The sequence below is a fragment of the Streptomyces sp. NPDC048516 genome, assembly GCF_043199875.1.
In the GTDB taxonomy this organism is placed as follows: domain Bacteria; phylum Actinomycetota; class Actinomycetes; order Streptomycetales; family Streptomycetaceae; genus Streptomyces.
The window spans coordinates 143,291-163,499 of the sequence record NZ_JBICWS010000001.1; the positions used below are offsets into that span (position 1 = coordinate 143,291).

The window sequence follows — 20,209 nt, forward strand, 5'->3', positions numbered from 1 at the left end:
GTGCCGCTTCAGGGAGTCGGATAACCGGACGTGTCAGTTCCGGCGAGCTGGCGTGACGTGGCCCACAGGGGCCCTCGTGTGCGGCACCGGCTATTCCAGGGTGTGCGCCTCGTAGCGGACGGCCTCGGCGGTACGGGCGCCCGAGGCTACGGCCAGGGTGCGGTTCAGCCACCGGTAGCGCTCGTCCCCGGTCTCGAAGCGGCAGAAGAGGCGGAAGTAGTACTCGGCAGGGTCCACTGCCTCTTTGGCGGCCAAGCTCCGCAGAACCTCGGGTGAGCCGTGGCGTACGCCGCTGGTGGAGAGGTAGAGACGTGCGCCGTCATGAGTGCGCAGCGTGGAGCGGGTATCGATGCTGGCCATGCCGTCGGGGTGCAGCACCTGCCAGTCCGCGCCGCCCGGCAGGATCACCCCGGACAGCCGGGGACCTTCGAATGTCCCGCCGACGATGTTGATCACTCGGCGGTGGCCCCAGTGCGAGTCGCCGAGGTCGAGGACCGGGTCCAGTCGCACCTCGAAGACGGCGAGACTCTTCAGGTTCACCGCACGCTCCAGGACACGCGCTCGTTGAGCAGGGCCGGGTCGAAGCCCGCGGTGCGCTTGTACGCAGCGGCGATCTCCGTGCGCTCTGCGAGCGGGACGACCTGTTCGATGTCCTCAAAGCCATCGGGAGCCCGCTCGTGGGCGAGCCTCATGACGACCTCGGGCCCCTGGCGCCGGTTGGCGCGTTGGAGCGCGGTGGTGGTGGGTCTGCGGATGTCCTCGTACGCGGTGGCGGAACCGGTCGTGGCGAGCGAGTGGGCGAGTACCCGGGCGTCGATGATCGCTTGGGACGCTCCGTTGGAGCCGACGGGGTACATGGCGTGTGCGGCGTCGCCCAGGAGGACGACGTCATCCCTGGTCCAGTGCGGCAGGGGCTCGCGGTCCACCATCGGGTACTCGAAGGCCGCCTCGGCCCCCGCGATGATTCCCGGCACGTCCAGCCAGTCGAACTTCCAGTCGGAGAAGGGCTCCACGACCGTGGCCAGGTCGGCGGGGCGGTTCCAGTTTCCGCGCTCCGGCGGTTCGCCGTTCAGCGGCCGCTCGGCGATCCAGTTGATCAACCGTCCGTCCCCGATCGGGTAGGCGACGAATTTCTGCGTGCCGTCCCCGGCCATGATCATGGACCGGCCGGTCAGGAACGGTTCGCCGTAGGTCGTGCCCCGCCACAGCACGAGCCCGTTCCACGGCGGTTCCCCTTCGCCGGGGAAGAGCGCGGCCCTGACGGCCGAGTGAATCCCGTCGGCGCCGATGAGCAGGTCGGAGTCGTGACGCAGGCCGGTGATCCGGCTCCCGGTCCGGACGGAGTGCGCACCCAGGCGTTCTCGGACGGCGTCCAGCAGCAGCAGTTGCAGCTTGCCCCGGTGCACCGAGTACTGCGGCCACCGGTAGCCGGCGCCGAGCCCGCGCGGTTCGGACCAGATCGCCTGCCCGTACCGGTTGAAGTACCTCAACTCGGCGGTGGGGACACCGATCGCGGCCAGCCGGTCGGCCAGGCCGAGCTCGGTCAACTCCCTTACCGCGTGCGGGAGAAGGTTGATCCCGACGCCGAGCGGACGGATCTCCTGGGCCGCTTCGTGAATGACGATGTCGTTGAGTCCGGCCGCATGCAGGCTGAGTGCGGTGGCGAGTCCGCCGATACCGCCTCCTGCGATGGTGATCCGCACAGCACCCTCCCGAGATTGTTATGGCCGTAACAATCTCCCATCGAGCCGCTTCCGTGCGCAAGACTCTGTCCGTGGACCGACCAGATCTCAGATACGCCGCCTACGCTCGCGACCGACTGGCGGGCATGCCCTCACCGACCGACCCGGAGGCATTCGCGCTCGCCTACCACCTGCTCCACCTGTCCTACCTGGTCGTCGCCGACCTGGAGAGCCATATCCACCGCCCGCGCGGCTGGACGCTCTCCGGCTTCCGGCTGATGTTCAAGCTCTGGCTGCTGGGCCCCACCCAGCCCGCCAGGCTCGCCGAGATCTCGGCGATGTCCCGCTCGGCGGTCACCAACGCCATCAACACCCTCGAACGGGACGGCCTGGTCGAACGCCGGCCGGTCCCCGACGACCGGCGCGCGGTCGCCGCCGGCCTCACCGCCACGGGCGAGAAAGCCGTCCGGGAGGCGTTCGCCGAGCAGAGCCGCCGCGAGCAGCAGTGGTTCGCCACCCTCGACGCCGAGGAGCGGGCCACCCTCACCGACCTGATCACCCGTGTCCTGGCCGCGCGCCCCGAGGACGCCGACTAGCGAGGGCAGTCCCGGCGCAGGGCCCGGGTCGGCAGCGGTCTGCGGTCTGCGGTTTGCGGTCTGCGGTCTGCGGTCTGCGGTCTGCGGTCTCGGCGGTTTCGGTGGTCTCTGCGGTCTGGCGGTTTCGGTGGTTTCGGCGGTCAGTCTTCAGTGACACACCTCGTCGTCGGTCAGCTGTCCTTCAGAATCACCAACTCGACTTTGCGCCCGGAGCTCGAACGGCCCGAGCAACCCGTACACCGCGAGCCCCACACCGAGCAGGACGGACATCACGTCCCGGATCCCGAACCGGAGAAGAGGTACCACCCGTCATGAACGGGGACGTGCATCTGCCGGATCCGCCGGCCCCGACTTTGCGTCGTGATCGAAGCCGTCCGGTACGAGGTCGAACCTGCCGTAGCCGACAGTCCGATCCGCGCGCTGTCCCGCGCCTGGTGCGCTGGCTGTGGGGGCCGAGTACATGTACCCCTTCCGGCGCGTCACGGTGCAGAACCGTGCTGTAGGACGTGCGGGATTCGCCGGCTGTGTGAGGTGCCTCTCTCCCGTCGTCGTGGCGCCGGTCGCCTGGGAGGCGGATCATGTAGGGATGACCTCCTCGCCCCGCCCGCCGCACGCCGGTGGCCCACCGGATCCGATAGACGGCACCACCGCGCTCGGTGGAGAGTCCGCTCCCGCCCGCGGGTACCTGCTGGACAATGCGCGCGCCGAGGCGGGCGAGCGATTCGTTTGGCTGGCCGAGCTGTTCGACGGTGTGACGCGCGGACACTTCGATCGGCTGGGGGTCAGGGCCGGCTCGCGCTGCTGGGAAGTGGGGGCCGGTGGCCCCAGTATCCCGGAGGCGCTCGCGGCAGCCGTCGGTCCGACCGGGCACGTGCTGGTCACGGACATCGACCCGTCGTGGCTGAAGACAGGCGACGGGTACGAGGTGCGCCGGCACGACGTCGCCGCTGATCCGCCCCCGGAGCCGGGGACGTTCGATCTGGTGCACGCCCGGCTCGTGCTGGTCCATGTACCCGACCGGGCTCGGGCGTTGGCCACGATGGCGGCGGCGCTACGGCCCGGCGGCTGGCTGCTGGTCGAGGACGCCGATACCGCTCTGCAGCCATTGGCATGCCTGGATGACAGCGGCCCTGCGCAGCGGCGGGCCAACCGGCTGCGCGACGCGGTCCGGGAGCTGTTGATGCGCCGCGGCGCGGACCTGCGCTACGGCCGGACACTGCCGCGGGCATTGCGTGAGGCCGGCTTGGTAGACGTCGCCGCGGGGGGCTCTTTCCCCTTCGGCGGGCTGGCCTGCGACCGGCTGGAGGCGGCGACCATCCGGCACGTGCGCGGCGAACTGCTCGCGGCCGGCCTGGCCGACGACGCCGAGATCGACGCGCACCTGGCCGCCATCCACGACGGCACACTCGACCTGACACTCGCGCCGCTGATCTCGGCCTGGGGACGCCGTCCGGCCGAGCACCCGCCGGCACTCGGTTAGGCCAGGGCGCCGCCGCGTCCGTAGGTGTGATTGACGCGCGCCCTCGCCTTGCCGGGGCGAGGGCGGGGTGGCGGCGGCACCGGGCCTGGATGGAGGTCTTCTCGTCCGCGCTGATCACGTACTCGTCATCGCCGAACGATCGCCACCATCAGCCAACTCACTCTCGACGACGTCACCCTCGACGGCGACACCGTCGCGATCACGTTCGGCACCTCGCCGGTCGTTCTCCCCGCACCGCTGGGACGGCCTGGTCCGTGAGCTCGTCGCGACCCGCCGCGGCCAGGCCAAGATCGGCACCCCCGACGACGTGCCCTGGCTGTTCCCAGGTGGCCACCCTGGGCGCCCTCTCACCGCCGGCCAGATCGGCAAACGCCGTCACCGCATCGGAGTCCGGCCGGAACAGGACCGTTCCACCGCGCTGTTCGCACTCGCCACCGAAGTCCCCGCCGCGATCCGTGCCCGGATGCTCGGGGTCCACATCAAAGTCGCCGTGCAGTGGCAACAAGCATCAGCCGGAGACGGGGCCGCCTACGCCGCCGACGTCAGCAACCGCAATGCACCGCACCAACCGATCCACGAACCAGGAGCGACACCATGAGACTGGACAACCATCGCATCGTCGTCACGGCCGCCGGCCGCGACTTCGGGCGAACCCTGGCCATCCACCTCGCGGACCTCGGCGCCGAGGTCTTCCTCTCGGCACGCGAACACGCTGCCGCTCAACGAGTCCGCGACGAGATTCGTGACCGTGGCCATCAGCAAGTGCACGCCTTCGCCTGCGACCTGACGGACCCCGCCTCAATCCGAGACTTAGCCTCCAGCGTCGCGGAACACACGGACCACGTTGACGTACTCATCAACAACGGCTCGCGCTACCTCGAAGGGCCGGACCTGCTGACCGCAACCGACGCCGATGTTGTCGACACTCTCGCTTCTGGCGCCACTGGCACGGTCCTGACCACGAAGAGCTTCCTTCCCCTCCTGCTCAACTCGGACAAGCCGGATGTCGTGACGATGGTCTCCGCCTGCGGAACTCCGGGCCACCACCGGTCGGACGCGCACGACGCCTTCTACGCAGCCAAGAGCGCCCAGGCAGGGTTCACAGAGATCCTCTCCAAGCGCCTGCGCCCTCAAGGAGTCCGGGTGATCTCGCTCTACCCGCCCGACTTCGACAACGCCGACCCGCTCTCCGAGGAATGGGAGACCACCCCGCGAGAGGCCAAGGATGCCCTCACCGCGCACTCGCTCGTGGAGTGCATCCTCTTCGCCATCACCCAGCCTCGCGACTGCTTCATCAAAGCGTTCCACTTCGAACAGGTCTGACCAATGCCCTCGCACGTCGACCCACGACGGCTGCTGCCAGGCAGGTTCACGACGTTGACCATGGAACGTAAGGTAAAACAATAATGAAGCTTTGGAATGCATTAAGAGAGGTCTCTGCTACTAGCTACATCGAGCCCCTGCGCTCAGGTGGCTCCGTGCCCGAAGTCGTAGAGGCCGATGACCTGGGCACGTACGTCGTCAAGTTCACCGGCTCGGGGCAGGGGCGCAAGGCGCTGGTCGCCGAAACGTCGTGGGCGAGCTGGCCCGGGGCCTCGGTCTGCGCGTGCCGGAGTTGGTCCTGGTGCACTTCGGCCCGTCGGTCGCCGACGAGGAGCCAGACCAGGAGATCCAGGATCTGCTGCACTCCAGCGCGGGACTCAACCTCGCCGATTCCTCGGTCGTGAGCCCGCGGCCGGCCGCGGGCCCGCAGACAGCCACCCAGCCACGAGCCTGCAAACAGCCCCTGAGCCCGCGATCAAGGGAACGCCCTGACGAAATCCGCGGAAGTGGCCCTCGACGAGTCCTGCCGCCGGTCGGTCGTCGCCGACCCGCAGGGAGCGACGGAACGGGCAGCCGTGGGCGGCCGCCGCACCTATGGGGGAGCGGCCGCCCGGAGCGCAGCTCGGGTGCCCAGGGGCCGGTCCGGCGCGCATCGGGCGCCGAAGGCCTTGATCGTCACACCGAGCGGGCCGGGCACGGCGGTCGTCCTCGCCCTGCAGAAGGGCGGCATCCGCAGTGCCATCCGCAGTGCCATCCGAAGTGCCCTCCGAAGTGGCTTCCGAAGCGGTACGCCGAGTGGCATCCCAAGCGGTATGCCAAGTGCATCTCAGGCCCTCGTGACGCCGCGGCCCCTAGGATTCGGTGGCGTCGACGGGGCCTGCCGACGCCGGAGGCAGGTGGCTACTACGCGACCACGCCGGACTTGGCGATCACGATGTCGGCACGGGTGGCGCCGCTGCGGGAGCCCAGGGACTCGATCTTCCTGACGATCTCCATGCCCTCGACGACCTCGCCGAAGACGACGTGCTTGTTGTCGAGCCAGTCCGTGACGATGGTGGTGATGAAGAACTGCGAGCCGTTGGTGTGCGGGCCGGCGTTGGCCATCGACAGCTGACCGGGCTTGGTGTGCTTGAGCTGGAAGTTCTCGTCCTGGAACTTCTCGCCGTAGATGCTCTTGCCGCCGGTGCCGTTACCGGCGGTGAAGTCGCCCCCCTGGAGCATGAAGTCGGGGATGACGCGGTGGAAGCCGGATCCCTCGTAGCCGAAGCCGTGCTCACCGGTGGCGAGCTCACGGAAATTCTTCGCGGTCCGGGGAACCACGTCGTCGAACAGGGTGAAGACGATCCGCCCGGCGGGGGCGCCATCGATGGTGATGTCGAAAAATACGTTGTCAGTCATGACGGCATCCTTACATCCGCCCCGGCCAGGGCGAGGCGGCGGCCCCCGGCGCCGGTCGCGACGGAGTCGTGTAAGGGACTCGCCCCGCGATATGCAGGGCTCCCGGGGTATGCGGGGCTCCCGGGATATGCCTGGCCCCCGCGGTATGCCTGCCCGCTGCGAGCGGCATCGCCCCCCGCCCGGAGGCCGGCGTGTAAACGGTCCCGGGCAAGCGCACTTCCGGACCGGGAGAGCAACGGTTGGACCGACCCATGACCGAAGGTGAACCGTCCGGTACGTTATTGCCGCTATTCCACGCCGAACGGTGGCATACGCAAGACTGCCGAGGTGGATTCGGGCATAGCAGCGATCTTGGGAGCTACCGTCGGCGCACTCGGTACGGGAGGTGCCGCAGCCGTCACGGGGCTATGGGGAGCCCGGACCGTCCGGAGCCAACTCGCGGCTCAGGAGGCGCAGCTGAGGCGCGGGCTGCGAGCCGATCACGTGCGGGAGCGTCGTGAGCCGCGCCGTATCGTGTACGCGGATTTCCTCGCACAGGCACGAGCCATCGAGCGGGCGCTCGGAAGATACCGGGAGTCACACACGACGGACCTGGACACCTTCCACCGAGAAATCGACAAGCTCGACCATCTCGGAGTGCACGTAATCCTGGAGGGGCCGCCGCCCGTGGTCTCCCTTTCACAGGAGCTCATCAGAACTGTGCACCGATGCATCAGGCCCTTGCGGGATTCCATCGCAGCGCGAGAGCGATTCGACGCCGGGTCCCACCAGTGCGTGGACGCCGCCGCATCCGTTGCCGAAGCCGGACTGGCGTTCACCGCCGAGGTACGAGACTTCGCGGAGGCCGCCCGCCGCGTTCTCGACGACGCCTCGGCGCTCGAAACTCCGACTCCCTGAGAACGTGCAGCCGTCGGTCGGTCCGTCCGATGACGCGGCCTTCCCGCGGACAGAACGCCACCAAGGGCAGGAGCAGGGGCAGGAGCAGGGACAGGGGACAGGGACAGGGGACAGGGACGGGCTCACGGGCAAAGGCGACCTCAGGGCAAGGTCGCCTCAGGACAAGGACGCCCGCAGGGCAAGCGCGGGCTGTAGGGGCGGCAGGCTGACGGGCAAGGGGGAACCGTAGAAACTACCCACGGACCGCGCCCTCATCCGCGCAGCCGGCGCGCACGGAAGCGCGTGCGGCGAGGTCGCCGCCGGACGCCCGGATTGTTCCGGTGGCATGGGCCACGGGCAGTCAGCCGTACCGGGTGCAGCACCCTCTTCACTCCCCGAGCCCACTACGAATGCGCCGTTCACCACCCATTGCCGTCCGGCAGCTAAGTTCCGAGTTCGGCTGTCCGTACGGGCGTGCACACTTTCTGCTGAAGGTCGTGGCTTGCGGGCTTGGCGCAGCAGGAAATCAGCAAATCCTTCTCTGGAGTCGGGCGCGCCGTGCGCCCATGAGGGAAGGACGGCTATGCGACGCATCATCGTCGGCACCTGTGCTGCACTCGCCGCTCTGGGGATCGGGCTGGCCGGCCCGGCCGTTGCCGCTCCGGTACCGGTGACTGCGCTCAACTGCGATGGCGACACCTACAAGTGCACAGCCAACCTCCGCTTTGGTGACAACAATTGGAAGGCCAGCTGGGGCGCGACCATCTACCACCAGGCACTCCGCTCCGCCTACCGCGCTCCGGTGCCGGTGACGGGCCTCAACTGCGACGGCGACACCGGCAAGTGCACTGCCAACCTGCAATTCGGCGACGGGAATTGGCGCGCGACCTGGTCCGCCAGCATCTTCCACCAGGCGCTCCGGTCCCCCCGGGGCGCACGGCTTGCCGCTCCGGTGCCGGCGAACAGCCTGACCTGTGACGGCGACACCGGTCGCTGCTCCGTCAACCTCCAGTTCGGCGACGGAAACTGGAAGGCCAACTGGGCCGCGACCATCTACCACCAGTAACCGATCGGCCCTCGGCAGAGGGGGCGAACGCCAGAAAACGAGCAACAGATAGCGAACAACGGAAGGCGAACAACAGAAAGCGAACAACGGAGAACGAGCGACGGAGAACGAGCGACGGAAATGGTGCCCGGGGACGAGCGCAGGTGTCCCCGGGCATCACCACTGCCGCACGGCGGGGAACCGCCCCGGGCGTACGCGGGGCGGCACGTGAAGCGGCCCTGCGGAATACCGGCGTACGCAGGTCAGTGGTCCGGGAGTCACGCTCATTTACCTATTGTCATGTTGATTGCCGAACGCGTCATTGCTGACACGTACGCGCCTTCTTTCGAACGGCCGGGAACCCTACCGTCGCATGCACCCAACATTCGACGACGGCAACTTCCGCTCCCACAAGACCCGTTCACGAATGGGCTCGTGAGGGAGAGGGGAGTGGCGGCTGCCCAGGGAGAAGTCATGTCCGCAGTCATACAGCAGCAAGAAAGTCCGCAGTCCCCGGGCTCCTGGCCCGGCGGGGACGGGGGAGACTGGCCCAGATATCCGAGGCTCTACGAGGCCATTCCGGACTCGGGGCCGACCTCCGGAGGAAATGCCGTCCTGCTCACCGGGGCGGGCCTGCAGGGCACGAGCCAGGTAACCTTCGGCGGCATCCCCGCCACCATCGTCGCCCAGGACCCCTCCGGCGGCTCGGTCACCGTCATCGCACCCCCGCACGCAGCGGGCACGGTCCAGATCATCGCCACCACGCCGAGAGGCAACACCAACTCGGTGAGCTATACCTACACCGTCGCTCCGCCCAGCGGTCCGACGGTCACCGCTCTCGTGCCCACCAGCGGGTCCACCGCCGGCGGCACCGCATTCGCCATCATCGGCACCAACCTGACCGGCGCCACGGTCACCTTCAACGGCGTGCCGGCCACCGGGGTGTCCATCAACTCCATGGGAACGGTGCTCACCGGCGTCACGCCGCCCGGCCCTGCCGGCAACGTCCCGGTGGTCGTCACCACCCCGGCCGGGAGCACCACGGTCGCCGGCGGGTACACCTACACGGCACCCCCGCCCGTGGTCACCTTGCTGTCGCCGTCGTCGGGCAGTGCTGCGGGTGGTACGGCGTTTGTGATCACGGGGAGCGGTCTGAGTGGTGCGGTGGTGACGTTCAACGGGGTTGCGGCAGCGGGGGTTTCGGTCAATGCGTCGGGTACGGCGCTGGTCGGATTCACCCCGGCCGGGGTGCTCGGCAACGTTCCGGTCGTCGTCACCACGCCGACGGGAAGCACCACGGTCGCCGGCGGGTACACCTACACGGCCCCGCCACTGCCTGTGGTCACGTCGCTGTCGCCGTCGTCGGGCAGTGCTGCGGGTGGTACGGCGTTTGTGATCACGGGGAGCGGTCTGAGTGGTGCGGTGGTGACGTTCAACGGGGTTGCGGCGACGGGGGTTTCGGTCAATGCGTCGGGTACGGCGCTGGTCGGATTCACCCCGGCCGGGGTGCTCGGCAACGTTCCCGTCGTCGTCACCACGCCGGGCGGCAGCACGACCGTCGCCGGCGGATACACCTACGTGTGAGCGGTCCTCCCTGCGCCGGTTTGCCCGGAGCAAGGACGGTCCGGGGTCCGCTTCCGTCGTAATCCGTCGAGCGGTGTCGCGACACCCGCGCCGGGTCCGCCCCGCCCTGTCGCCGGCTCATCAGACGTCGGCGGCAGGGCGTCACGAGCAGGGCGTCACGAGCAGGGCGTCACGAGCAGGGCGTCACGAGCGGGGCGCGACGAGCAGGCGCTACGAACGGGACAGCGCGGACGGGACACCACGAAGGGGATGCGCCATGACGGCATCGCACGGCACGCCGGTCAGCGGGGCCCGGCCGGGCAACTGCTCAACCGCCCAACGCTCTGGCTGCGCCATCCGGGTGAAGAGAGAGATGCCGTCTCGCCTCGGATCGTACTTCCTGCGTAACTGGTGGACGACGGGCAAGGGGCGTTTCAAGGTTTCGCCGGCACAGGGGCGGGGGCGGGCACATGCCGATCAATCCGGACCAAGGGTCAACCGGTGGTGGAGCCACGGTGACTTTCACCGGTACCGGCCTCGCAGATGCCACCGTGGTGCACTTCGGGAACAAGTCGGCCGCCATCACGGCCAATACACCCACATCCGTGTCGGTGGTCGCCCCCTCGGGGGCCGGAGTGGTCGACGCCACGGTGAGCACACCAGGGGGCACCAGCAACCCGGAGCCCTTCTACTATGTCCCCCCGCCCGTCATCGTTGCCGTCGTGCCGTCGTCCGGGCCCGTCGCCGGCGGCGGGACGGTCACCGTCACCGGGCGCGGCCTCGCCACCACCACCTCGGTGGCGTTCGGTGCAACAGAGGTGACGCCGACGGTGGTGTCCGACAGTGAACTGACCGTAGTGAGCCCGGCTCATGCGACCGGTTCCGTGTCTTTGGTCGTCACGGCCCTGGGCGGTACCGCCACCGCCTCCGACACCTTCGACTTCGTGGACGCGCCGACCGCCACCGGATTCAGCCCGCTGACGGGTCTCCCCGCGGGCGGCACACTGGTCGGCATCACGGGCACTCTGCTGTTGACGACCACCGGCGTGACCTTCGGGGGTGTCCCCGCCACGTCGCCGTGCTGTCCGACACCGAGGTCGCGGCCATCGCTCCCGCCCATTCCCTGGGCGCGGTCACCGTCACGGTCACCACTACGGGCGGCTCCGCCACCGCGCCCGGGGTGTTTCTCTATCTGATCGGTTGACGGGGGTACGCAGGGCATGCCGTGGGCGTCCACCGTCGTGGCGCAGGATACCCACCCGCCCCCTGGCGCCGGGCGTGCAACGCCCCTGACCTGGTTTCGCCCCAGGTCAGGGCCTTTCGTGGCTCCTGTGAGAGGAGCGGACATTCCGTGGGGTGGCGCACCGGCGGGCTCCGTGCAAGCGAGCGGCCGACCTGTCGCCTCGCGGCGCGGAACCTGCGCCGCGGTCGTCGAAGAACGGTCCCGGATGCGCGCCCACTTGCCATCGGAGGGTATGTGTGCCCGCGCGCCTCAGGAGGGAATATGTCCTGCTGAATTGGAACAATTCGACAACCCACCGGGGGCAGCGCAACATGTGGTTGTGGGAGGTGCACAGATGATTGCGAACCTCGAACATCGGGGGCACGGCCAGTCGGCTTACGCCGCACCGGACGTCTCCCTCCGCGATCACCAGCCATGAGCTCAGATGACCTGATCTTTTCCTGGCCACCCGCGAGCAGCCGGCCGACCGTGCACATCGCCCTTCTCGGCGGTTTCGACCTTGTGGTGAACGACGTCCCGGTGACGGTGCCCGTCGGCTCGAAGCGGCTGCTGGCGTTCATTGCGCTCAACGGCCGTGCCGCTGCCCCTCGCTCCCTGGTTGCGGGGAGCCTGTGGCCCGAGGCATGCGAACAGAGCGCGTATGCGAACCTGCGGTCGGCACTGTCGCGCCTGCGTGGCATCGGCAGGAAGGCCCTGGAGGTCTGCCCCACCGAGGTGCGCCTGGCGCGAAAGGTCACCGTTGACCTGCACCACGCCCGGTCGCTGGCCCAGCGCATACTCGACCCCGGTGTCCCGGCCGAGGACCTCAATATCAACGCGGCCACCGTCGACCAGCTCACCGACGACCTGCTGCCCGGCTGGTACGACGAGTGGGCCCTGCGGGAGGCCGAGCAATGGCAACAGCTCCGGCTCCACGCCCTGGAGGCGCTGGCGGGGGCATTCATCGACACCAAGCAGTTCGCCGGGGCGGTGGCGGCCGCCCACGCGGCCGTACAGGCGAACCCGCTGCGGGAGAGCAGCCAGGCTTCGCTGATCCGCGCCCACCTGGCGGAAGGCAATCCGTCCGAGGCGTTGGACGAATTCGAACGCTATACGCACCGCCTTCGCGACGAGCTCGGGCTTCGTCCCACGGCGCGGCTGTGCCACCTGGTGGACGGACTGCAGCGGCCGGGTGCCGGCTGGTGACTCCGGCCGGTCACTCCGGCCCGTGACGTCGGCCGGCGACGTCGGCCGGCGACTCCGGTCGGCAACTCCGGCTGGTGACTCCGGCTGGTGACTCTCCGTGGTCGCAGGGGTTATGGGTTCCTGAGGGGCCCCGAGGCGGGGCCCTCCGGGTTTCCCCGGTGCGGCCGGTCTGCGTGACGTGAAGTGGCTCCGTCGCGGTGTGCGGGCGGTCCCGGCGCCTCGTCGTACGCGGTTGCCGCGCAGGGGACCCATCAACCATTCGGCTCAATAGAGTATTTGTGCGGCAATGCGCGCATTTATTCTCATTTAGACGCGGTGATCCGATGAAAGTCCAGGTGATCCGCCAGTGAATCCGCCGCATGTCCGGGACCTGCGATCGAGGGAGCATTGTGGAGCCACGCGAGACAGCCTCGGTCGAGACCGGCTCGGAAAGCGCCGACGGAGGTCCTGCGCCGAGTGCGTCAACCGCCCCCCGTGCGCTGCCGCCCGCGCCCAACGGGTCCTGGTCGCTGCTGTCGCGGATCGCGATCGCGGGAACCATCGCGGTGTTGGCGATCGTTGTCACCCTCCACGTGGTCCTGCTGTTCCTGTTCGTCGCCCCGCCGAACGCCCTCAGCAGGAAGTACGCCGGGCTGGTCAATGGCTGGGTCTATCCGGAGTTCGACCAGAACTGGCAGCTCTTCGCCCCGAACCCGCTCCAGCAGAACATCGCCGTGAACGCGCGCGCCGAGGTCAAGTTCGCCGACGGCTCCCGGCGTTTGACGAACTGGGTGGGCCTGACCGCCCAGGACATCAAAGCGATCAGGGGCAATCCCGCACCCAGCCACGCGCACCAGAACCTGCTTCGCCAGGCCTGGGACTTCTACAACAGGACGCACGACGTCAAGGGGCGGCCGGTCGGCCTGCGGGGTGAGCTCTCCGAGGCCTATGTGCGCCGGATCGCGGCACACCGGATCGGGCCCCGGGTCGACGGCGGCCAGGTGGTCAAGGTGCAGATCTACGCGGCGAACACCCCGATCATCCCGCCGAAGTGGAGTACTGAGCGCGTGAACACCCAGACGACCTACCAGGTGCTTCCGTGGTGGCCGGTCTCCAAGAAGGAGTTCCAGTGAGCGTCGAGAAGGACACCGCCCGGGCACCTTCCCCCTTCAAGGACTTGGGCACAAAGCTCGACAGGGCCATCGCCAGAGGCCTGAACAAGATCACGGGGCTGACGCTGGCACCCTACCAGGCCGCGGTCGTCCGGATCGGCTTCGCGCTGACCTTCGGGCTCTATCTCATCCGCGAGTGGCCGCACCGCCAGGAGCTCTACGGCACCACCAGCCCGTGGGGATTGGACCTGGCCCATCGCCTCGTCGACTCGAACCACGCGTTCACGGTGCTGTTGTGGTCGAGCGACAGGCTGTGGTTCGAGCTGGTCTACCACGGGACGATCGTGGCGTGCCTGTTGCTGCTCGTCGGGTGGCACACCCGCACGACCTCGTTGCTGTTCATGATCGGAGTGTTGTCGCTTCTGAACCGCAACGTCCTGCTGGGCGACGGTGGTGACACCCTCATCCACCTGATCGCGAGTTATCTGGTGCTGACCCGCTGCGGGCAGGTGTGGTCGCTGGACGCCCGACGGCGGGCGCGCGCCGCGGCGTTGGGCGAGGAGGATCGGAATCCGGTGGGCGTGGCCCTGTGGGTGCTCTGCGGCCTGGGCCTCGCCCTCGCGCAGATCACGGGCTTCGCGCAGCTCCCGTGGGGGTGGATTCTGATCTTCTGGGGGCTGTGGCTGATCCAGGCCCTGTGGTACTGGGCAGGGCGGAGCCGCTTCTCCGAGGTGCGTGGGGTGTTGGATGTCACCGCCAACCTCGTCCACAACTCGGCGATGCTGGTGATCGCCGCCCAGGTGTGTCTGCTCTACGCCACGGCCGGCTGGTACAAGATCCAGGGGCCGCGCTGGCAGGACGGAACAGCCCTGCACTATCCGCTGCATCTGAACTACTTCAGCCCGTGGACTCCGCTGTCCCAGGCTCTCGACAGCGGCTCCGTGATCGTCACGCTGATCACCTACGGCACCGTCATCGCGCAGGTCGCCTTCCCCTTCACCCTTCTCAACCGCCGGGTGAAGAACGTGCTGCTGGCGATCCTGATGACCGAACACGCGACGATCGCGGTGATCTGCGGCTTGCCGTTCTTCTCGCTGGCGATGGTCGTGGCGGACATGGTCTTCCTCCCGACCAACTTCCTGCTGTGGATCGGGTCGAGGGTGTCGTCCACGCGGAAGCGCATTACCCGCCCACTTCGCCGTGACAAGGAACCACAGGTAACCGGGGCGAAGGCCCGAGTGTGAAGCGAAGGCCCGCTGGGAAGCGAAGGCCCGCTGGGAAACGAAGGCCCGCTGGGAAGCGAAGGCCGGCGTGTGCGCCCGTGACCAAACCTGTGGCCAACTGACGCACTGTCCGAGGTGAGGCGCACCGTTCCCCGCAGGACACGGCGAACGAACGCCCCCCGACGGAATCGGCCCGTGGTGGGGACGAACCGCCGGAGAGACCTCAGGGTTCAGATCACCTCTCGGCTGCGCACGCAGCGCAGCAGGGAGACCGCGAGATCGCGTTCGCCTCTCAGCAGAAGCCGAGAGCTCTGCGCTGCGTGTCGCTCGCCCCAGCCGGTAGTGGCGCCGGTGGTGGCGCCACTCGTACGGCTGTTGCCTCAGCCGATGGTGGCACCGGTGGTCGTGGCGCCGGTGGTGCCGCCGAGCACGCCGCCGATGGTGGCGCCGGTGGTGGTGGCGCCGGTCGTTCCGCCGGTTCCGCCGCCGATGGTGGCGCCGGTGGTGGTGGCACCGGTGGTGCCGCCGGTTCCGCCGCCGATGGTGGCGCCGGTGGTGGTGGCACCCGTGGTGCCGCCGGTTCCGCCGCCGATGGTGGCGCCGGTGGTGGTGGCGCCGGTGGTCCCGCCGGTTCCGCCGCCGATGGTGGCGCCGGTGGTGGTGGCGCCGGTCGTTCCGCCGGTTCCGCCGCCGATGGTGGCGCCGGTGGTGGTGGCACCCGTGGTGCTGGTGGCACCGGTTGTGGTGGTGGTCGCGCCGGTAGTGGTGGCGCCGGTGGTGCTGCTGGCACCGGTTGTGGTGGTGGTCGCGCCAGTTGTGGTGGCGCCGGTGGTCACTCCTCCGGTGCGTCCGCCGATGGTGGCTCCTGTGGTGGTGGCGCCCGTGGTTCCACCGCCGCCGAACCTGCAGCCCCTCGGGAACACGAAGAACTTGCCGGTCTTCTTGTTGAGCACCAATCGGCACCGCACATCCGGTGCCGACTTCGACGTTGTTGCCTTCGTGGGTGTCGCTTCAGCGCCCACAGCGCTCATGGCGCCCATTGTGCCGGTGAGCGCCGCTGCCAGGAGCGAGGCGCCGATCACGTGCGGAAGCCGCTTCCGGAGATTCGTCATGATGCTTCCCCTTGTCTTTAGGAGCTGGCATACCTGTTGCAGGGTGAAAGGTCGGCCATGACCGCGGCGTGGAACTGACGTGACTCCCGCGTGACGCCGCCGGGGCGAGGCGCGTGAATCCGGGCTTCCCGGCCGGCGGAGCCGTCTCGGGCGCGCTGCACGATCCGGCTCCCGGCTCGCCGCTCGGCCGTGGCGTGGCCGCGGGGCGCCCGGTGCCGTGGGCGACGGTGGCCGTCGGGCTGCGGCAATCGGACGCTGCCGCTGTGCCGCGGCATCCGGCAACCGTGGTGGCGCACCGTGCCGGCTGGGTCGCCGTGGGTGTCCTCGCCGGGGTGGGGACGCCGGCGGCACGCAGCAGGCCAGTTCGTCGGTGACCTCGGCGGCGCTGCGGTGCAGCTCGACCGCTTCGCTCCAGCCGGTGCCGGCGCGGTCGTAGAGCACGCTGGTGGTCAGGTCGGCAGCCCGGTTGATCAGCCCGATTCTGGTCCCTGCCGAGGGGCCGTCCCAGCGTTCACCTGGCAAGCAGGCGGAGCGGCTGCGCGGGGACGTCGACGCGCTGCACGCCAGGCTCGACGCCGCGCTCGCCGTGCCTGTGCGTCGATCGTCATGGGGTGAACCCTGCTGCCGCGGCGGCCGCTGTCGCCGTTGCCGTCGCAGGGTCCCAGCCCAGGTGCGGCACGGCCGCCAGGAGGGCCCGGGTGTACGGGGCCGCCGGCTCGGCGAGTACCTGCTCGGTGGGTCCCTGCTCCACGGTCCGGCCGTGCCGCATCACCAGCGTCTCGTCGGTGAGGTGCCGGACCACGGCGAGATCGTGGCTGACGAACACCAGCGCCACCCCCGTCTCCCGGCGGATCCCGGCCAGCAGGTGCAGGATCTGTGCCTGGATGGAGACGTCCAGCGCGGCGACGGCCTCGTCGAGGACGAGCACCTTGGGGCCGACGGCGAGAGCGCGGGCGATGGCGAGGCGCTGCCGCTGCCCGCCGGACAGTCCGTGCGGCCGGGCACCGGCCTCCCGTGCCCCCAGCCCCACCAGGTCGAGCAGTTCCGTCGCCCGCTGGTCGGCCTGCCGCGGTACCGCGCCGTGCAGCCGTAGCGCGGTGTGCAGGCACTGGCGTGAGGTAAGCCGGGGATCGAGCGAGACGTAGGGATCCTGGAAGACCATCTGGATGTCCCGGGCCCTGGCCAGCCGCGCTGCCCGGCCCCGTGGTGTACGGGGTGTGCGGGCGTGACCATCGACGGTCACGGTGCCGGCGTCGGGCCGTACCAGCCCGACGAGCATCCGGGCCACGGTCGTCTTGCCGGACCCGGACTCTCCCACGATCCCGGTCGAGCCGCCGCGCGACACCGTGAAGGAGATCCCGTCGGCGGCCCGGTGCCGGCCGCCGCCCGGCAAGGGGTACGTCTTGGCCAGTCCCTCGGCCACCAGAACAGGCGCGCTGCTGTGCGCGTGCGGGTGCGCCGGGTCGTGGAGCGGGTGTGCGCCGGTCATGGCTGCCTCTTCTCGTGCGAGGGGGAGGGCGGGGCCGGGATCGGGGGCGGCGAGGCGGACGGTCCCGGGGCGTCCGGCAGTTTGCGGCAGGAGGCGGAGCCAGCGCCGGGGAGCGCGGCCGGGGTCGGTGTCCAGGCCGCGCAGCCGTCGTCGGCGTGTGCGCAGCGCGCGTGGAAGGGGCAGCCGGGGAAGGTGTCGGCGAGGGACGGCGGGCGGCCCGGGATGGGGTGCAGCACGCGCGGCGCCTCGGCCAGGTCGGGTGAACAGGCGAGCAGCCCGCGGGTGTAGGGGTGGCGGGGCGTGTGGAACAGGGCGGCGGCCGGCTGTTCCTCGACGACCCGGCCCGCGTACATGACGTACACCCGCTCGCAGTAGGCGGCGGCCAGTTGCAGATCGTGGGTGATGAAGAGCACGCCCATGCCGTGCTCGTCGCGCAGGGTGCGCAGCAGGGCGAGGATCTCGGCCTGGGTGGTGACGTCCAGCGCGCTGGTGGCCTCGTCGGCGAGCAGCAGCCGGGGGGCGGTGGCGAGCGCGCCGGCGATAACGACGCGTTGCAGCATGCCGCCGGAGAGTTCGTGCGGCCGCTGCCGGATGCGGTGCTCCGGGTCGGACAGGCCCACGGTGTCCAGGAGTTGGAGGGCGCGGGCGCGCATGGCGGGGCGGTCGAGGCCGCTGCGGGCGAGCCGTTCGGTGAGGAAGTCGCCGATCCTGCGGACCGGGTTGAGAGCCGAGCGAGGGTCCTGGTGGACCATGGCGACGGAGCCGGAGCGGTGTGCGCGCAGTGCCGCCCCGCTCAGGGACAGCACGTCGGTGCCGGACACCCGGACGGTGCCCTCGGTGCGGGCGTCCCGGGGCAGCAGTCGCAGCGCGGCCTTGGCGGTGGTGGACTTGCCCGATCCGGACTCGCCGACCAGGCCGACGATTTCGCCGGGGCCGACACACAGGGAGACCTCCGCGAGGACGGGGCGGGCGGCGCCGGGGAGCCGGAGGGTCAGCCGGTCGATGTCCAGCAGCGGAGGAGCGTCCGGCGGGGGAGCGGACGGGGCGGGGGCAGGGTGAGCGGTCGGGTTCGGCATGGCGGCTATCCCTTGGCGGAGAGGCGGTCGGCGGCCCGGACACCGGCGACGTTGAAGGCCACCACGACGGCGGCCACGGCACAGCCCGGCACCATGGCCGGCAGCAGCGCCCCCTGGACGATCGCGGCCTGGCCCTCCTGCACCATCAGCCCCCAGTCGGAGCTGGGCGGCTGGGTTCCGAAGCCCAGATAGCTGAGGGTGGCCAGGCTCATCAGGGCCTCGCCGAAGAGGACGACGAGGTAGCCGGCGAGTGACCGGCCGAGGTTGGGGACGAGGTGGCGGGCGCAGAGCCGGGCGCCGCCCATGCCCTGGACGAGGTACGCATCGACATAGGGCTTGGCGCGTTCGGCGAGGGCGATGCTGCGGGTGTATTTGGCGATGGTGGGGGCGAAGGCCAGCCCCAGGGCGATCACCGAGGTGGTGATGCCGGAGCCGAAGACCGCGATGATCAGCACCACGAACAGCAGGCCGGGGAAGGCGTACATGACGTCGGTGACCCGGCTGACCAGGGTGTCGACCCAGCCACCGTGCCAGGCGGCGACGGTGCCCAGGGTGACGCCGAGCACGGCGGCCAGCGCGAGCAGCAGCAGCGGCGCGATCAGGCTCGTCCTGGCCCCGTACAGGACCCGGCTGAGCAGGTCCTGGCCGGAGGCGTCGGTGCCCAGCAGATGAGCCCGGCCGGTGCCTTCGAGGGAGGACGACAGGTCGATGGCATCCGGCGCGTAGGGGGCGAGCAGCGGCGCGCAGAGCGCGGCGAGCACCACCAGGGCGAGGAAAGCGGCGGCCACCGCCGGGGCGATCGGGCGCCTGGTACGCGGGCGGGGGCCGGCGGTCACCGTCGGGACGGGGCCCGCCGCCGTGTCGAGGGAGGTCATACGGTGCTCCTTGCGGCCTTGACCCGCGGGTCGAGCAGGGGGTGCACGAGGTCGACGAGGGTGGTGGCGAGGATGTAGCCGGTGACCATCAGCAGCAGGACGGCCTGGGCGACGGGGAAGTCATGGGTGTTGATGGCCCCGACGAGCAGCGAGCCGATGCCGCTGATCCCGAAGGCGGTCTCGATGACGACGGTGCCGGCCAGCATTCCGGCGGTGACCAGACCGCACATGGTGACGATCGGCCCGAGGGCGTTGCGCAGCACATGCCGCACCACGATCTCGCGCTCGGGTACGCCACAGGCCCGGGCGACTTCCACATGGTCGGCGGCCGCGGCATCCAGCATGGCCTGCCGGGTGACCCGACTGATGATCGCCAGCGCGCCCAGGGCCATGGACAGGGCGGGCAGGGTGAGGTGGTGGACCGTCCCGGCGAAGCCCGTTCCGCCGCCGGTCACCGGGAACCAGCCGAGCCGCACTCCGAAGAGCGCGATGAGCGCGAGGGCGGCGACGAAGGAGGGGACGGAGCCGGCGAGGGTGGTGGCGCCGACGACGGCGGAGTCCACCCAGCCGCGGCGGACCGCCGCCAGCACCCCGGCGCCGACGCCCAGCAGGACGAACAGCACCGTCGCGTAGCCGACGAGTTCGAGGGTGGTGGGCAGCCGGGCGGCCAGCAGATCGGCCACCTGGTCTCCGTAGCGGAAGGATTTCCCCAGGTCGGTGTGCACGCAGTCCCACAGCCAGCGGCCGTACTGGACGACCAGCGGTTCGTCGAGGTGGTACTGCGCGCGGACGGAGGCGATCTTCTCGGGGGTGAGCTTGTCGCGGCCGCCGGCGAGGAAGACCGCCGGGTCGCCGGGGGCGGCGTAGACGGACGCGAAGATGGCGAAGGAGGCGGCGAACAGCGTCGCGAGGAGGCCGGCGATGCGCCGCACGAGTCTGCGGACCACGGCGG

Annotated in this window: 19 protein-coding genes and 1 pseudogene; 12 read left to right on the forward strand and 8 right to left on the reverse strand. The window is 69.9% G+C overall.

The features are described 5' to 3' along the window. Positions 1 to 90: 90 nt before the first annotated feature. Together ACGFR7_RS00640 and ACGFR7_RS00645 are read right to left on the reverse strand one after the other, a co-directional pair. The gene (locus ACGFR7_RS00640; RefSeq protein ID WP_393311454.1) at positions 91 to 540 is read right to left on the reverse strand and encodes a DUF3237 domain-containing protein; all 450 of its coding nucleotides are present in this window, start codon (positions 538 to 540) and stop codon (positions 91 to 93) included. Next, positions 537 to 1,703: a flavin-dependent oxidoreductase gene (locus ACGFR7_RS00645; RefSeq protein ID WP_393311456.1), complete on the reverse strand. Its 1,167-nt coding sequence runs from the start codon at positions 1,701 to 1,703 to the stop codon at positions 537 to 539. The genes ACGFR7_RS00640 and ACGFR7_RS00645 overlap by 4 nt, the downstream gene beginning before the upstream one ends. A 125-nt stretch (positions 1,704 to 1,828) precedes the next feature. On the opposite strand from ACGFR7_RS00645, the gene ACGFR7_RS00650 reads away from it, so the two are divergent. The 5 genes and pseudogenes from ACGFR7_RS00650 to ACGFR7_RS00670 all read left to right on the forward strand — a co-directional run. Next, positions 1,829 to 2,278 (forward strand): MarR family winged helix-turn-helix transcriptional regulator, encoded by a 450-nt coding sequence (locus tag ACGFR7_RS00650; protein ID WP_393311458.1) that lies wholly within the window; start codon positions 1,829 to 1,831, stop codon positions 2,276 to 2,278. Positions 2,279 to 2,864: 586 nt separating this feature from the next. Continuing rightward, positions 2,865 to 3,758, forward strand: a complete 894-nt coding sequence (locus ACGFR7_RS00655) for a methyltransferase domain-containing protein (protein WP_393311460.1) — start codon at positions 2,865 to 2,867, stop codon at positions 3,756 to 3,758. A 67-nt stretch (positions 3,759 to 3,825) separates the two neighbouring features. After that, the gene (locus ACGFR7_RS00660; protein WP_393311462.1) at positions 3,826 to 4,356 is read left to right on the forward strand and encodes a hypothetical protein; all 531 of its coding nucleotides are present in this window, start codon (positions 3,826 to 3,828) and stop codon (positions 4,354 to 4,356) included. Then, positions 4,353 to 5,081: an SDR family oxidoreductase gene (locus tag ACGFR7_RS00665; protein WP_393311464.1), complete on the forward strand. Its 729-nt coding sequence runs from the start codon at positions 4,353 to 4,355 to the stop codon at positions 5,079 to 5,081. Before ACGFR7_RS00660 ends, ACGFR7_RS00665 begins: the two co-directional genes overlap by 4 nt. A gap of 83 nt (positions 5,082 to 5,164) precedes the next feature. Next, positions 5,165 to 5,466, forward strand: a pseudogene (locus tag ACGFR7_RS00670) (HipA family kinase); the annotation flags it as partial. Between the two features lie 518 nt (positions 5,467 to 5,984). Here ACGFR7_RS00670 and ACGFR7_RS00675 read toward each other — a convergent pair. After that, on the reverse strand, positions 5,985 to 6,479 hold the full coding sequence (locus ACGFR7_RS00675; RefSeq protein ID WP_350256022.1) for a peptidylprolyl isomerase: 495 nt from the start codon (positions 6,477 to 6,479) through the stop codon (positions 5,985 to 5,987). Positions 6,480 to 6,806: 327 nt separating this feature from the next. Between ACGFR7_RS00675 and ACGFR7_RS00680 the strand changes: the two genes are divergently transcribed. The 7 genes from ACGFR7_RS00680 (at position 6,807) to ACGFR7_RS00710 (ending at position 14,726) form a co-directional block, all read left to right on the forward strand. After that, positions 6,807 to 7,376 carry a hypothetical protein gene (locus ACGFR7_RS00680; protein WP_393311466.1) on the forward strand — a complete coding sequence of 190 codons (570 nt, stop codon included), beginning with the start codon at positions 6,807 to 6,809 and terminating at the stop codon, positions 7,374 to 7,376. 562 nt (positions 7,377 to 7,938) lie between these two features. After that, positions 7,939 to 8,421, forward strand: coding sequence for a hypothetical protein (locus ACGFR7_RS00685; RefSeq protein ID WP_393311468.1), 483 nt, complete (start codon positions 7,939 to 7,941; stop codon positions 8,419 to 8,421). A gap of 453 nt (positions 8,422 to 8,874) precedes the next feature. Continuing rightward, complete coding sequence (locus ACGFR7_RS00690) at positions 8,875 to 9,984, forward strand: IPT/TIG domain-containing protein (protein WP_393311470.1); 1,110 nt, start codon at positions 8,875 to 8,877, stop codon at positions 9,982 to 9,984. A gap of 494 nt (positions 9,985 to 10,478) precedes the next feature. Next, positions 10,479 to 11,159, forward strand: a complete 681-nt coding sequence (locus ACGFR7_RS00695; RefSeq protein ID WP_393311472.1) for an IPT/TIG domain-containing protein — start codon at positions 10,479 to 10,481, stop codon at positions 11,157 to 11,159. A 461-nt stretch (positions 11,160 to 11,620) separates the two neighbouring features. Continuing rightward, on the forward strand, positions 11,621 to 12,391 hold the full coding sequence (locus ACGFR7_RS00700) for a BTAD domain-containing putative transcriptional regulator (protein WP_393311474.1): 771 nt from the start codon (positions 11,621 to 11,623) through the stop codon (positions 12,389 to 12,391). A 389-nt stretch (positions 12,392 to 12,780) separates the two neighbouring features. Beyond that, positions 12,781 to 13,503: a DUF5819 family protein gene (locus tag ACGFR7_RS00705; RefSeq protein ID WP_393311476.1), complete on the forward strand. Its 723-nt coding sequence runs from the start codon at positions 12,781 to 12,783 to the stop codon at positions 13,501 to 13,503. Next, on the forward strand, positions 13,500 to 14,726 hold the full coding sequence (locus tag ACGFR7_RS00710) for an HTTM domain-containing protein (protein ID WP_393311478.1): 1,227 nt from the start codon (positions 13,500 to 13,502) through the stop codon (positions 14,724 to 14,726). The genes ACGFR7_RS00705 and ACGFR7_RS00710 overlap by 4 nt, the downstream gene beginning before the upstream one ends. 359 nt (positions 14,727 to 15,085) lie before the next feature. Here ACGFR7_RS00710 and ACGFR7_RS00715 read toward each other — a convergent pair whose 3' ends face one another. The 5 genes from ACGFR7_RS00715 to ACGFR7_RS00735 all read right to left on the reverse strand — a co-directional run bounded on the left by ACGFR7_RS00715 (position 15,086) and on the right by ACGFR7_RS00735 (position 20,204). Next, positions 15,086 to 15,817 (reverse strand): hypothetical protein, encoded by a 732-nt coding sequence (locus ACGFR7_RS00715; protein ID WP_393311480.1) that lies wholly within the window; start codon positions 15,815 to 15,817, stop codon positions 15,086 to 15,088. A gap of 604 nt (positions 15,818 to 16,421) precedes the next feature. Further along, entirely contained in the window at positions 16,422 to 17,306 is an 885-nt protein-coding gene (locus ACGFR7_RS00720; RefSeq protein WP_393311482.1) for an ABC transporter ATP-binding protein, read from the reverse strand. Beyond that, positions 17,303 to 18,382 carry an ABC transporter ATP-binding protein gene (locus tag ACGFR7_RS00725; protein WP_393311484.1) on the reverse strand — a complete coding sequence of 360 codons (1,080 nt, stop codon included), beginning with the start codon at positions 18,380 to 18,382 and terminating at the stop codon, positions 17,303 to 17,305. Before ACGFR7_RS00725 ends, ACGFR7_RS00720 begins: the two co-directional genes overlap by 4 nt. Positions 18,383 to 18,387: 5 nt before the next feature. Continuing rightward, positions 18,388 to 19,257 (reverse strand): ABC transporter permease, encoded by an 870-nt coding sequence (locus ACGFR7_RS00730; protein ID WP_393311486.1) that lies wholly within the window; start codon positions 19,255 to 19,257, stop codon positions 18,388 to 18,390. Further along, entirely contained in the window at positions 19,254 to 20,204 is a 951-nt protein-coding gene (locus ACGFR7_RS00735; protein ID WP_393311488.1) for an ABC transporter permease, read from the reverse strand. The genes ACGFR7_RS00730 and ACGFR7_RS00735 overlap by 4 nt, the downstream gene beginning before the upstream one ends. Positions 20,205 to 20,209 lie beyond the last annotated feature (5 nt).